At 59.3% G+C, this 13,291-nt stretch carries 15 protein-coding genes; 6 read left to right on the top strand and 9 right to left on the bottom strand.

All coding sequences use genetic code 11. The annotated features are described in order from the left end of the window. Window positions 1–13: 13 nt before the first annotated feature. Window positions 14–715, top strand: a complete 702-nt coding sequence (locus tag CF161_RS05070; RefSeq protein WP_020295490.1) for a lipoate--protein ligase family protein — start codon at window positions 14–16, stop codon at window positions 713–715. Here CF161_RS05070 and crp read toward each other — a convergent pair. Then, window positions 712–1,356: a cAMP-activated global transcriptional regulator CRP gene (crp, locus tag CF161_RS05075; protein WP_020295491.1), complete on the bottom strand. Its 645-nt coding sequence runs from the start codon at window positions 1,354–1,356 to the stop codon at window positions 712–714. The genes CF161_RS05070 and crp overlap by 4 nt on opposite strands. Before the next feature lie 235 nt (window positions 1,357–1,591). On the opposite strand from crp, the gene CF161_RS05080 reads away from it, so the two are divergent. Both CF161_RS05080 and speD read left to right on the top strand, forming a co-directional pair. Further along, window positions 1,592–2,014: an OsmC family protein gene (locus CF161_RS05080; protein WP_020295492.1), complete on the top strand. Its 423-nt coding sequence runs from the start codon at window positions 1,592–1,594 to the stop codon at window positions 2,012–2,014. Between the two features lie 239 nt (window positions 2,015–2,253). Further along, window positions 2,254–3,048, top strand: coding sequence for an adenosylmethionine decarboxylase (speD, locus tag CF161_RS05085; protein ID WP_020295493.1), 795 nt, complete (start codon window positions 2,254–2,256; stop codon window positions 3,046–3,048). Window positions 3,049–3,109: 61 nt separating this feature from the next. Here the strand turns inward: speD and coq7 are convergent, their stop codons facing one another. The 6 genes from coq7 to hemJ form a co-directional block, all read right to left on the bottom strand. Further along, window positions 3,110–3,757, bottom strand: coding sequence for a 2-polyprenyl-3-methyl-6-methoxy-1,4-benzoquinone monooxygenase (gene coq7 / locus CF161_RS05090; RefSeq protein WP_020295494.1), 648 nt, complete (start codon window positions 3,755–3,757; stop codon window positions 3,110–3,112). 126 nt (window positions 3,758–3,883) lie between these two features. After that, the gene (locus CF161_RS05095; protein ID WP_020295495.1) at window positions 3,884–4,222 is read right to left on the bottom strand and encodes a histidine triad nucleotide-binding protein; all 339 of its coding nucleotides are present in this window, start codon (window positions 4,220–4,222) and stop codon (window positions 3,884–3,886) included. 76 nt (window positions 4,223–4,298) lie between these two features. Continuing rightward, window positions 4,299–5,087: an SDR family oxidoreductase gene (locus CF161_RS05100; protein ID WP_020295496.1), complete on the bottom strand. Its 789-nt coding sequence runs from the start codon at window positions 5,085–5,087 to the stop codon at window positions 4,299–4,301. A 60-nt stretch (window positions 5,088–5,147) separates the two neighbouring features. After that, a complete protein-coding gene (locus tag CF161_RS05105; protein WP_020295497.1) occupies window positions 5,148–6,077 on the bottom strand; it encodes a DUF805 domain-containing protein in 930 nt (309 codons plus the stop codon). Between the two features lie 92 nt (window positions 6,078–6,169). Continuing rightward, window positions 6,170–7,138 carry a nitronate monooxygenase family protein gene (locus CF161_RS05110; protein WP_020295498.1) on the bottom strand — a complete coding sequence of 323 codons (969 nt, stop codon included), beginning with the start codon at window positions 7,136–7,138 and terminating at the stop codon, window positions 6,170–6,172. 33 nt (window positions 7,139–7,171) lie between these two features. Further along, window positions 7,172–7,603 carry a protoporphyrinogen oxidase HemJ gene (hemJ, locus tag CF161_RS05115; RefSeq protein WP_020295499.1) on the bottom strand — a complete coding sequence of 144 codons (432 nt, stop codon included), beginning with the start codon at window positions 7,601–7,603 and terminating at the stop codon, window positions 7,172–7,174. Between the two features lie 135 nt (window positions 7,604–7,738). Between hemJ and argC the strand changes: the two genes are divergently transcribed. Together argC and erpA are read left to right on the top strand one after the other, a co-directional pair. Then, window positions 7,739–8,773, top strand: coding sequence for an N-acetyl-gamma-glutamyl-phosphate reductase (gene argC, locus CF161_RS05120; protein ID WP_020295500.1), 1,035 nt, complete (start codon window positions 7,739–7,741; stop codon window positions 8,771–8,773). 135 nt (window positions 8,774–8,908) lie between these two features. Next, window positions 8,909–9,259, top strand: a complete 351-nt coding sequence (erpA, locus tag CF161_RS05125) for an iron-sulfur cluster insertion protein ErpA (protein WP_007947969.1) — start codon at window positions 8,909–8,911, stop codon at window positions 9,257–9,259. Between the two features lie 66 nt (window positions 9,260–9,325). Here the strand turns inward: erpA and CF161_RS05130 are convergent, their stop codons facing one another. Further along, window positions 9,326–10,417, bottom strand: a complete 1,092-nt coding sequence (locus tag CF161_RS05130) for an anhydro-N-acetylmuramic acid kinase (protein ID WP_043228667.1) — start codon at window positions 10,415–10,417, stop codon at window positions 9,326–9,328. 3 nt (window positions 10,418–10,420) lie between these two features. Further along, window positions 10,421–11,842 (bottom strand): peptidoglycan DD-metalloendopeptidase family protein, encoded by a 1,422-nt coding sequence (locus CF161_RS05135; protein WP_043228669.1) that lies wholly within the window; start codon window positions 11,840–11,842, stop codon window positions 10,421–10,423. A 209-nt stretch (window positions 11,843–12,051) separates the two neighbouring features. Between CF161_RS05135 and tyrS the strand changes: the two genes are divergently transcribed. Continuing rightward, window positions 12,052–13,251 (top strand): tyrosine--tRNA ligase, encoded by a 1,200-nt coding sequence (gene tyrS, locus CF161_RS05140; RefSeq protein WP_020295504.1) that lies wholly within the window; start codon window positions 12,052–12,054, stop codon window positions 13,249–13,251. Window positions 13,252–13,291 lie beyond the last annotated feature (40 nt).

Consider the following 13,291-nt stretch of genomic DNA (forward strand, 5'->3'; position numbering starts at 1 on the left):
AAGTTCTACTGCCATGACTCAGCCCGTTGCCTTGACCGTTGAAGCCGGCCTGCAAGCCGAACAGGATCTGCTGGCGCGCATCTGTGCCGGCGATGAAGATTTTGGCCTGCTGTTCTGGCAGCCGAGCGATAAAGCCCTGGTCATGCCCCGTCGTCTGAGTCGCCTGGCGGATTTCGACCAGGCTTGCACGGCAGTGGCGGCCACCGGTTGGCCGGTGCTGTTGCGTGAGACCGGCGGCGAACCGGTGCCGCAATCGGCGGCGACGGTGAATATCGCCCTGGTCTACGCGCCACCGCGCAGCGAAGGGGATCAGAATCGGATCGAAACCGCCTACCGCCGGCTGTGCCAGCCGATCTGCGACCTGCTGAGCGAGCTGGGCGGCACGCCTTCGCTGGGGGAGGTGGACGGGGCCTTCTGCGATGGGCGATTCAACGTCAATCTCGATGGCCGCAAACTGGTGGGCACGGCGCAACGCTGGCGCCAGAGCCGGGGCGGGCAGCGCCCGGTGGGGTTGGTGCACGGTGCGTTGTTGCTGGATAACGAGCGTGAGTCGATGGTCGCCGCGGTCAATTGCTTCAATCAGGCCTGTGGCCTGGAGCAGCGCTGCCGCGCTCAGAGCCATATCGCGCTGCATGAGGCCTTTGCCGCGCCTCAGGCCATTGAGCGCCTGGAGACCCTGTATCGGCAGATGCTGGCGCAGGTATTCGCCGCTTAACGGGTGCCGAACACCACCATGGTCTTGCCTTTGACGCTCACCAGGTTGCGCTCTTCGAGGTCCTTGAGCACGCGACCGACCATCTCCCGCGAACAGCCGACGATGCGCCCGATCTCTTGTCGGGTGACCTTGATCTGCATGCCATCGGGGTGAGTCATGGCGTCCGGCTGCTTGCACAACTCCAGCAGGCAGCGGGCAACCCGCCCGGTGACATCGAAGAAGGCCAGGTCGCCGACCTTGCGCGTGGTGTTGCGCAAACGCTGGGCGATCTGCCCGCTGAGCACGTACAGGATGTCCGGGTCGACCTGGGACAGCTCACGGAACTTGGCGTAGCTGATTTCCGCCACCTCGCACTCGACCTTGGCCCGGACCCACGCGCTGCGTTGTTGCTCGTGTCCGGCCTGTTCGAACAGCCCCAGCTCGCCGAAAAAATCCCCGGAGTTGAGGTAGGCGATGATCATTTCCCGCCCGTCATCGTCTTCGATGAGGATGGTGACCGAGCCCTTGATGATGAAGAACAGCGTGTCCGACGCATCGCCCGCGCAAATGATATTGCTCTTGGCCTGATAGCGACGGCGCTGACAGTGCATCAGCAGCTTGTCGAGGTTCTTGATCTTGGGGGTGGGGGCAATAGCAACCATGGTTGTATCCCGAAAAGACTACACGGTGGTGTTTTGGTTTTCTTATGAGGCCTGTTGCCGGGCCATTTTAAGCTGGCGATGCGCCATTGATTTGGCGCCAGCTTAACAGACGGATCTCGCTCAAATTAAGATATTTCCGAGTGACAGCCGCGGGTATCGATGAATCGTCAGCACGCCGCCGTTTCAGGCCCCTGTGCTAAGCTGGCGACCCTTTTTTAGCAGTGGAGTCTTGGCCATGAAGGCACGCATCCAATGGGCAGGCGAAGCCATGTTCCTCGGTGAATCGGGCAGCGGGCATGTGGTGGTAATGGATGGCCCGCCGGAAGCCGGTGGTCGCAACCTGGGCGTTCGCCCTATGGAAATGCTCCTGCTCGGCGTGGGCGGTTGCAGCAACTTCGATGTGGTCAGCATCCTCAAGAAGTCCCGGCAGGCCGTTGAAAGCTGCGAAGCCTTCCTCGAAGCCGAGCGCGCCACCGAAGACCCCAAGGTGTTTACCAAGATCCATATGCACTTTGTGGTCAAGGGCCGCGGGCTCAAGGAAGCCCAGGTCAAGCGCGCCATCGAGCTGTCGGCCGAAAAGTATTGCTCGGCATCGATCATGCTTGGCGCTGCCGGCGTAGCCATTACTCACGATTACGAAATCGTCGAGCTGGGTTGAATCGACATTCAACTATCATAAAAGCGGCGCAGACTCTGGCGATCACTGGCTGAGGTCTGCATAATGCGCCACTTTTTTCAGGGCAGTGATCGGTTAGTCAACAGGTCACGCGCCCGAACAGACAACCAAAATCGCCATCGCGAAGAGGTGTTAACCGTCCTACGCAGCTGCGTCGTTCGCATCTGACGGGCATGCTTGATCACGCGGCCGTGCCGCAATACACAGAGAGTTTTCAAACGGTGAAAAGCAAACTCAAGCTCCATGGGTTCAATAACCTGACAAAGACCTTGAGCTTCAACATCTATGACATCTGCTATGCGGAAACCCCGCAGGACCAGCAGGCCTATGTCGAATACATCAACCAGATGTACGACGCGGAACGCCTGACGCAGATCCTCACGGAAGTTGTCGATATCATTGGTGCCAACATCCTGAACATCGCCCGTCAGGATTACGATCCCCAAGGTGCCAGCGTGACCATTCTGATCTCGGAAGAGCCGGTAACGCCTACCGAGAGCCAGATCGAAGAGTCCCCAGGCCCGTTGCCTGAAATTATCCTGGCCCACCTCGACAAGAGCCACATCACGGTGCACACCTACCCGGAGATCCATCCGGTGGATGGTATTGCCACTTTCCGTGTGGATATCGATGTGTCGACTTGCGGGGTCATTTCACCGCTTAAAGCCCTCAATTTCCTGATTCACCAGTTCGAGTCGGACATCGTGACCGTGGATTACCGCGTGCGGGGTTTCACCCGTGACGTCGAAGGCAAAAAGCACTTCATCGACCACGAGATCAACTCGATCCAGAACTACTTGTCCGAAGACACCCGCGACGGTTACCAGATGACCGATGTGAATGTGTACCAGGAGAATATGTTCCACACCAAGATGCTGTTGAAGAACTTCGAACTGGATAACTACCTGTTCGGCGACGCCACCAGCAACCTGTCCACTGAGCAGCGTGCCCAGGTGACAGAGCGTGTGAAGCACGAAATGCTGGAAATCTTCTACGCGCGCAATATGCCGAGCTGATTTTCAGGCAAAAGAAAGGGCGCTGAGATAGCGCCCTTTTTTGTGCCCGCGATTTACCGCATCAGATGCGGTAGGTGCTCTTGGTCATGACCTTGGCCATGAGGCTCATGCCGAACTTGATCGGTGCCGGGAAGCGGAAACCGCCGGCCTCCAGCGCGCTTTGGGCATGGTGTTCTTCGTCGGTGCGCATTTGTTGCAGGATTGCCCGGGACTTTTCGTCCTCGGCCGGCAATTGCTCCAGGTGTTCATTCAAGTGCTTGCACACCTGGTCTTCGGTGGCGGCCACGAACCCCAGGCTGACCTTGTCGCTGATCAAGCCGGCGACCGCACCGATACCGAACGAAAGGCCGTAGAACAGCGGGTTGAGCACGCTGGGGTGGCTGCCCAACTGACGAATGCGTTGTTCGCACCAGGCCAGGTGGTCGATTTCCTCTTCGGCGGCGTGCTCCATGGCCTCGCGGACCTGGGGCAGCTTGGCGGTCAGGGCCTGGCCCTGATACAGCGCCTGGGCGCAGACCTCGCCGGTATGGTTGATCCGCATCAGGCCCGCGACGTGGCGGGTGTCTTCTTCAGTCATCTGCGCATCGGGCTGCACGATGGCTGGCGAAGGGCGATAAGGCTGGCCACTGAAGGGCAGCAGGGTGCGCATGGCCGTATCGGCTTGCAGCAGCAGACGGTCAATCGGCGAGTAGTGACGTTGGGTAGTCATGCTTACCTCCGGGAAGAATCACGGCGGCCAGTTTACCCCAATCGATGGGACGAAACCTGCGCTGGATCAGCGCACCCTCGCCTGAAACAGGCTGCGAGTGCGCCGCAAAGGGGCCAGATAGAGCGATCAGCCCGGAGGCCAGTTCATCTGGCGCTGGCCAAGCACGTGCATATGAATGTGATAGACGGTTTGCCCGCCCAGCTCATTGCAGTTCATGACCACGCGGAAACCGTCTTCACAGCCCAGCTCTTTGGCCAGGCGCTGGGCGGTGAACAGAATATGGCCAGCCAGGGCCTTGTCGTCCTCGGTGAGGTCGTTGAGGGTGCGCACCGGTTTCTTCGGGATCACCAGAAAGTGCACTGGTGCTTGCGGAGCGATGTCGTGGAAGGCCAGGACCTGGTCGTCCTCGTAAATGATCTTCGCGGGTATTTCTCTGTTGATGATCTTGGTGAACAGAGTATCCACAGCTGTTTCTCCATTGGGTGGGTCCGGGCTGAGTGTACTCAGGCGACCTGCGTGCGCCCAGCCATTTACGTGATGCCTAGCGCGGGCAATAGGCCCTGTTGGCGTAGCCGACCAACTTGCGCGTCAGCCAGCGCGAGCCCAGGCGGCTGCTGAATGCCATCCAGCGGTTGAGGCGGCCGGGAATGATGATCGCGCGGTTCTTTTCCATGGCGCGCACGGCATAGAGTGCAACTTCCTCGGGGCTCATCAGCAATTTGCTGGCTTGCAGCTTTTCAGCGTTCAATTGGGCGGTGCGAAAGAACGCGGTGCGTGTCGGGCCGGGGCAGAGCACCGAAACCTTCACCGCGCAGTTTTTCAACTCTTCGCGCAAGCCTTCGGAAAAGTGCAGGACGTAAGCCTTGCTCGCGTAGTAGGTGCTCATCCACGGGCCAGGATAAAAGGCGGCGACCGAGGCGACATTGAGAATCTGCCCACCGCCCAGCAGCGCCATGCTGTTGCCCAGGGCATGGCACAGGCGGGTCAGGGCCAGGATGTTGACTTCAATCAGGTCCTGTTCGGTCATCCAGTCCTGTGCCAGGAATGGGCCGCTGGTGCCCATGCCGGCGCAATTGACCAGCAGATCGATCTGCCGATCGCCTTCTTCGAGTTCCAGCAGGAAACCCGAGAGACGCAGTGGTTCGCCCAGGTCGCACGCGCGAAACAGCACCTCGACGCCGAAGCGCTGGGTCAGTTCAAGGGCGATGCTTTCCAACTGATCACGCTGACGGGCCACCAGAATCAGGTTGCGCCCGCGCCGGGCCAGTGCTTCCGCCAAGGCCAGGCCTATGCCGCTGGAAGCGCCAGTGATCAGAGCGTAACGGGTCATGCAGTTCTCCATCGCAACGGCCAATGGCCCGCGACAGAGAGGTCGCAGGCTCAGGTACGTTTATTCTTCTTCATAGTCTACAGCGGGTGAGGCCGATTCGGCCGCGTCTTCATCACCGGTTGCGTTCTGGCTTTCGCTATAGCTGGAGCCGCTTTCGCTGTATTCACTGAGCGAACTCAGGCCGCCTGCCACGCCGGCAACGATGATCAGGGCGATCAAGGCCACCCACATCCACGCCAATGCTTTTACTGCTGTGGTGTTTGGCGGTGGGGGCGGGCCGTAACGGTTGGCGATGTTGCTGCCGGGGCTGACGACCAGAACCAGTGGAAAGAAGCTGCCCACGATGGGTACAAAGTTGATCAGCCAGAGCCAGCCGGACCAGCCCAGGTCATGCAGGCGCTGAACACTGATCTGGATGCTGACCACCACGAAGGCCACGAATAGCACAATCGCAACCAGGGCGCCGAAGCCCATGGCCAACCCTGAAGACTCAGCGGACATCAGGCTGGCAAAGCCGATCAGGGCGCCGATCCCGACCACCACCATCATCACCACGGTCAGTACCAGGGTCCAGGCCAGGTAGCGCAAACGGCCGATACGGCCCTGGATGCTGAAGACCTTGAGTTCGGAAAACTCTGGCAGCACTTCACCCACGGTGGCCCGGGGTGGAGCGTAGGGCGATTCAGGATTGCTGGCGGCGATCGGGGCCGCGACGGGGGGCGTGTGTTCGACGTGCGCGAGGTTCAGGTCCAGGGCTTGTTCAGCCTCGATGCGCGCGGCGATCCCGGTGTTGTGCAGGGCTTCGAGGTAGCGGTCGGCATCGGCTTGGGACAGTTCGCGCTTGAGTACCACCGGCTGGCCGCCGAATAGGGGTTCGATTGCGGCAATGTCGCTCTTGAACAGCTCGGCGAGTTTTTGCTGAGCGCTATTTTTTTCGACACCGGGTAACAGGGCGCCATCGAAAACAATCTTGAAGCGGGGTTCGCTCATAGGGGCATCCTTGTCATCTGAAATGAAGGCTTACATAAAGGTCGGCAGTTTAAGGCCAGCTACCCGTGGCTGGCTAACAAACCTCAGACATTTCAGCGTGGCCAACGTTTCGGCAACTGGCTCGCCTGCTCAAGCGCCTGGCGGTACTCGGCATCCAGGCGTGCAATTAGCTGGTCGACGCTGGGCAGATCGTGGATCTCGCCTACCCCCTGGCCCGCAGACCACACGGTTTTCCAGGCTTTGGCCTCGTCACTGACGGGTTTGAGCTTGGAGCCGAAGTTGACCTCGCCCTTGCCTTGCAGGGCGGCGAGGTCGAAGCCTGCATTCTCCAGGCTCTGACGCATAAAACTGGCGGGAACCCCGGACACTGCGGCGGTGTGCACGATATCGGCGGCTCGGGAGTTCAGCAGCATCTCTTTATAGGCATCCGGGGCGTGGCTTTCCGTGGTGCCGATGAAACGGGTGCCGAAGTAAGCCAGGTCCGCGCCCAGCAACTGTGCAGCGAGCACCTCGTGGCCGTGGTTCAGGCAACCGGCGAGCAACAGGGTCTTGTCGAAGAACTGGCGGATCTCCGCGATCAGCGAGAAGGGGCTCCAGGTGCCGGCGTGACCGCCCGCACCGGCGGCCACGGCAATCAGTCCGTCGACCCCGGCCTCGGCGGCCTTTTCCGCATGGCGGCGCGTGGTCACGTCATGGAACACCAGGCCGCCATAGCTGTGCACCGCGTCGACCAATTCCTTCACGGCGCCCAGGCTGGTAATGACGATCGGCACCTTGTGCTCGATGCAGATCTCCAGGTCGGCCTGCAATCTCGGGTTGCTGTTATGCACGATCAGGTTGACGGCATAGGGGGCGGGATTTTCCAGTGTCGCCAGCCCCGCTTCGATTTCCTCGAGCCAGGCCTTGAAGCCGCTGCTTTCACGCTGGTTCAGCGCCGGAAAGCTGCCGACCACGCCATTACGGCAGCAGGCCAGGACCAATTGCGGGTTGGAAATCAGGAACATGGGCGCCACGACCACAGGCAGGCGCAGGCGTTGTTCGAGCAGAGCAGGCAGCGACATTGGAGGTACCCCGGTTAATGACGTCTGTAGAGGTTAGAACGGTCGTACAACAACCAAAATTACAATAGCCAGCAATATCAGAACGGGTACTTCATTGAACCAGCGATAAAAGACATGGCTGCGGGTGTTTTCGCCACGGGCAAAACGTTTCACTTGCGCGCCGCACATGTGGTGGTAGCCGATCAGGATCACCACCAGTGTCAGCTTGGCGTGCATCCAGCCACCCTGGCCGAAGTAGGCGCTGGGGTTGAGGCTCAGCAACCAGATGCCGAACACCAGGGTCGCGACCATCGCCGGGCCCATGATCCCGCGATACAGCTTGCGCTCCATGAGGCTGAAGCGCTCCTTGCTCACGGCGTCCTCGCTTTGGGCGTGGTAGACAAACAGTCGTGGCAGATAAAACAGGCCGGCAAACCAGCAGACCACACTGACGATATGAAAAGCTTTGAGCCATAGATAAAGCATTTTTAGTTATTCCCAGGTTCACGGTAGGCGAGATAGTAGAGGGTAGAGCGTCCGCACGTCACCTTGACGGTTGTCGCAGGGCAGGGCGCGCCCTATCATCGACGGCTTTCCAGTGGGTTCGTTGAGGGCAGGTATATGGTCAAGGTCGGTATCGTCGGCGGCACGGGTTACACCGGTGTCGAATTGCTGCGTCTATTGGCGCAGCACCCGCAGGCGCAAGTGGAAGTCATTACTTCGCGTTCCGAGGCCGGGCTGGCTGTAGCCGATCTGTATCCCAACCTGCGAGGCCACTATGACGGCCTGGAATTCAGCGTGCCGGATATCAACACCCTGGGCGCCTGTGACGTAGTGTTTTTCGCGACGCCCCATGGCGTAGCCCACGCCCTGGCCGGTGAGTTGCTGGCGGCCGGGACCAAGGTCATCGATCTGTCGGCCGATTTCCGTCTGCAGGATGCCGAGGAGTGGGCCAAATGGTACGGCCAGCCCCACGGTGCGCCCGAGTTGCTGGGCGAAGCGGTGTACGGCTTGCCGGAAGTCAATCGCGAGCAGATCAGGAACGCCCGCCTGATTGCTGTACCAGGTTGCTATCCGACGGCGACCCAGCTGGGTTTCCTGCCGTTGCTGGAAGCCGGCCTTGCCGACAGCTCCCGCCTGATTGCCGACTGCAAGTCCGGAGTCAGCGGAGCCGGTCGCGGCGCCAGCGTTGGCTCCCTGTATTCAGAAACCTCGGAAAGCATGAAAGCCTACGCCGTCAAAGGCCATCGCCACCTGCCGGAAATTCGCCAGGGCCTGCGCCGGGCAGCAGGCCAGGATGTGGGCCTGACGTTTGTCCCGCACCTGACGCCGATGATTCGCGGCATTCACTCCACGCTTTATGCGACCGTGGTCGACAGGTCGGTCGATTTGCAGGCGCTGTTCGAAAAACGCTATGCCAACGAGCCTTTCGTGGATGTGATGCCCGCGGGCAGCCACCCGGAAACGCGCAGTGTACGCGGCGCCAACGTCTGCCGGATTGCCGTGCATCGGCCGCAGGACGGTGACTTGGTGGTGGTGTTGTCGGTGATCGATAACTTGGTCAAGGGCGCATCCGGCCAGGCAGTGCAGAACCTCAACATCATGTTCGGTCTGGATGAGCGCTTGGGCCTGTCCCACGCCGGCATGTTGCCGTAACCGCACAGATCCAGGCGGCCGGCCTGTAGCTTCAGGCTTGCCGCTGCTCCGCTAATAGTTGACCGCTTTTCTAGGAGAAGCGGATAATGCCCGTCATCACGCATTATGGCGGCGTAACGCCGGGAGATAGTCAGCATGAGCGTCGAATCCTTCACCCCCACGGCTTTGCAATTCACCCACGGTGCTGCGCACAAGGTGAAGAGCCTGGTCGATGAAGAGGGTAATGATCGCTTGAAGCTGCGCGTATTCGTTACGGGCGGCGGTTGTTCAGGGTTTCAATACGGTTTCACTTTCGATGAGGAAGTGGCCGATGACGACACCATCGTCGAGCGCGAAGGTGTGAGTCTGGTGGTTGATCCGATGAGTTTCCAATACCTGGCGGGTGCCGAGGTGGATTACCAGGAAGGTCTGGAAGGCTCGCGTTTCGTGATCAAGAACCCGAATGCCAGCACCACCTGTGGTTGCGGTTCATCGTTCTCGATCTGATCCGATTCAAGGTTTTACTCAACGCCGCATGGCCTCAAGGCCTTGCGGCGTTTTGCTGTCTGGCGATCAGGCCGGGTAGATCGCGCCCAGCACTCGCAGGCCATGGGCGCCAGTGACGCTCGGGCGGTTGGCGGCAATACCCTCAAGACAGCAATGAGCCAGCCAGGCGAAGGCCATGGCCTCGACCCAATCCGGGTCTACGCCATGGGTCGCGGTACTGGCCACCTTGCTGTGAGGGAGCAACTGGCCCAGGCGGCTCATCAGGGCGGAGTTATGAGCACCGCCGCCGCAGACCAGCAGTTCCTGGGTTGCCGGCTGTGCGGCCTGCAGTGATTCGACGATGGTCAGCGCGGTGAGTTCGAGCAGGGTTGCTTGAACGTTTTCCGGCGCAAAGGCTGGCAGCGCCGCGAGATGCTGTTGCAACCATTGCAGATTGAACACTTCGCGGCCGGTGCTCTTTGGGCCCTGAGTGGCAAAAAATGGATCGCTCAATAGCGCCTTCAGCAAGCCGGCTTCGACATGACCGCTGGCGGCCCATCTGCCATCCCGATCAAAGTTATCCCCACGCTGGGAGTGGATCCACGCATCTAGCAGCACGTTGCCTGGGCCGCAGTCGAATCCGGCCACCGGCTTGTCGCGCTCGATCAGGCTCAGGTTGCTGAAGCCGCCCACATTCAGCACCGCACGCTGGCCGGCGCGCTGTTCGAACAGTGCTTCGTGAAAGGCCGGGACCAGCGGAGCGCCTTGCCCGCCTGCAGCTACGTCACGGCTACGGAAGTCGCTGACTACGGTGATCCCGGTCAGCTCTGTCAGCAGCGCCGGGTTGCCGATCTGCACCGTAAACCCGCGAGCGGGTTCGTGGCGAATGGTTTGCCCATGGCTGCCAATCGCGCGAATGCTCTCGGGTTTCAACTGCTGCTTTTCGAGAAGACTGTGAATGCCCTGTGCGGCCAGCCGGACCCAGTGTTGTTGGGCGATGGCTGAACGGGCGATCTCATCGGGGCCGCTGGCGCACAAAGCCAGGAGCTCGGCGCGCAGGGATTCAGGCATGGGGATGTAATGGGTGGCGACCAGTTTGATCGCCGGGCTCTGTTCGATCAGTGCGATGTCCAGGCCATCAAGGCTGGTCCCGGACATCACACCTATATAGAGCGCCATGGCTTAGCGTTTGCTCGAGGCCAGCATGGTGGCTCGTTCCTGATCCATGCGCGCCATCAGCGGCTGGCTCTGTTGCAGGAAGCGTGCGCGCTCTGCTTTTGCAATCGGGTCGGCCATTGGCAGCTTCTGGCCCAGCGGGTCGACGTGGACACCGTTGACCTGGAACTCATAGTGCAGGTGCGGGCCGGTGGATAGACCGGTAGTACCGATATAGCCAATGATTTGGCCCTGCTTGACGTTTCCGCCGGTCTGCACGCCCTTGGCGAAACCTTGCATGTGACCGTACAGCGTGCGGTAGGTATTACCGTGCTGGATGATCACCGTATTACCGTAGCCACCGCGGCGACCGGCCAGCAATACCTTGCCATCGCCTGCGGCCTTGATCGGTGTACCGCGTGGTGCCGCGTAATCAACGCCCTTGTGGGCGCGGATCTTGTTCAGGATCGGATGCTTGCGCCCCATGGAAAAGCGCGAGCTGATGCGTGCGAAGTCCACTGGGGTGCGGATGAACGCTTTGCGCATGCTATTGCCATCAGCGGTGTAGTAGCTGCTGGTGCCTTGCTTGTTGGTGTAGCGCACTGCGGTGTAGGTCTTGCCGCGGTTGGTGAAACGAGCAGAAAGAATGTTGCCAGTACCGACGGTCTTGCCGTTGATCACTTTCTGCTCATAGATCACGTCGAATTCGTCGCCCTGGCGAATGTCCTGGGCAAAGTCGATGTCGTAACCAAATACGTTGGCCATGTCCATGGTCATGTTGTGGGACAGGCCTGCGCGGGCCGCCGACTGGGACAGCGAGCTGTTGATCACGCCATGTACATAAGCCGAGCGCACAACCGGTTTGGTGATGACGCGATTGAAGGCATAACCCTTGGGACCTTTGGTCAGGGTGATGCTTTCGAGGTCACTGACTTTGCTGTGCAGGTTGTTCAGCTGGCCATCCGGGCTCAGTTCGAACTCCAGTTTCTGACCGTGCTTGAGTTGGGTGAATTGCTTGGCCTGTTTGTCGCTGGCCAGCAGTTCATGCACCGATGAGGTGGGCAGGCCTACCTTTTCGAATAGCGTGGAAAGCGTATCGCCTTTGCTAACAATGACTTCTCTATGACCCGGTGCTTTTGGCTCTTCTGCCGCGGCTGGAGCGGGCTCAGCCTCAGCGGTTTGCGCGGTGTCTTCAGGGGTGTTTTCAATCTGTGCAAAAGGCGAAGCGACGGCTTCATTTGTGGCTTGGACGGCGTCGGCAGCGTCTTGATCTTGTGTCAGTTGTTCTGCTGGACTTTCCAGGTCAAGACTCAGGGTTGTTCGTTTGGCTTCTACATCACTGGAAGGGAATACCAGGAGAGCCAGGCTGAGGAGGGCGGCGATACCACTTGCTGCGAGCAGGTGGGTCTTCGGATAAAGCGGCGGCGCTTTAGACGGTTCTGTGGTCATAGGTAATTTGACTTTGAAAAGATGAATTGGAAAAGATGAATGACATGATGAAGATGAAATAACTGTATAAAATATAACCAAATCATCTGTGACGCAAGCTCGCGGACACTCTGCTCGTGCAATGGCCTCCGCGCGCGGGGCAAAACTTGTAATTAGTCCGTGATCTTGTATGGTTGGTTCCCTTTGAATCTGAGCCTTACGGGTCTGTTATGAAGTCGGTTGAAGAGCAGCTAGCGCTGATCAAACGTGGTGCGGAAGAAGTATTGGTCGAGTCCGAGCTGATCGAGAAGCTCAAGCGCGGTCAGCCGCTGCGTATTAAAGCCGGCTTCGATCCGACTGCGCCGGATTTGCACCTGGGTCATACCGTGCTTATTAATAAGCTGCGTCAGTTCCAGGATCTGGGTCACCAGGTGATCTTCCTGATTGGCGACTTCACCGGCATGATCGGCGATCCGAGCGGCAAGAGCGCAACGCGTCCTCCTTTGACCCGTGAGCAGGTTCTCGATAACGCCGAGACTTATAAGAATCAGGTCTTCAAGATTCTTGATCCGGCAAAAACCGAAGTGGCTTTCAACTCCACATGGATGGACAAGATGGGGCCGGCGGATTTCATTCGCCTGACTTCTCAGTACACCGTCGCTCGCATGCTTGAGCGCGATGACTTCGATAAGCGCTACTCGACCAATCAACCCATTGCGATTCACGAGTTTCTCTACCCGCTGGTTCAGGGGTATGACTCGGTGGCATTGCGGGCCGACGTCGAGCTGGGCGGTACCGATCAGAAGTTCAACCTGCTGATGGGGCGTGAGCTGCAGCGTGGTTATGGCCAGGAGGCTCAGTGCATCCTGACCATGCCGTTGCTCGAAGGGTTGGATGGCGTCAAGAAGATGTCCAAGTCGCTGGGTAACTATGTCGGTATCCAGGAAGCGCCGGGCGTCATGTACAGCAAGCTCGTCTCCATTCCTGATGCGCTGATGTGGCGTTACTTTGAGCTGCTCAGCTTCCGCACCATGGAAGAGATCCTTTCCTTTAAGGCGGACGTTGAAGCGGGCGCCAATCCACGCGACATCAAGATCAAGTTGGCGGAAGAGATCGTTGCGCGTTTTCATGGCGAAGAGGCAGCAGCGAATGCTCATCGCGGCGCGGGCAATCGCATGAAGGATGGCGAGTTGCCGGATGATCTGCCGGAGGTCGAGCTGGTTGCAACTGAGGATATGCCGATCGCGGCTGTCCTTAATAAGGCAGGCCTGGTGAAGAACTCTGCTGTGGCGCGGGATCTTCTCGGTTCGGGTGGTGTGCGTATAGATGGTGAGGTGGTTGATCGCACCTTTATATATAAGCTGGGCGCGACTCATGTTTGCCAGGCCGGCAAGAAGGCATTTGCACGAATTACCCTCAAATCTGAGTAAAGCTGAAAATAGGGGTTGACGGCAGATTCTGGAAGTCTAT

It is taken from the genome of Pseudomonas sp. CF161, assembly GCF_000416215.1.
Lineage (GTDB): Bacteria > Pseudomonadota > Gammaproteobacteria > Pseudomonadales > Pseudomonadaceae > Aquipseudomonas.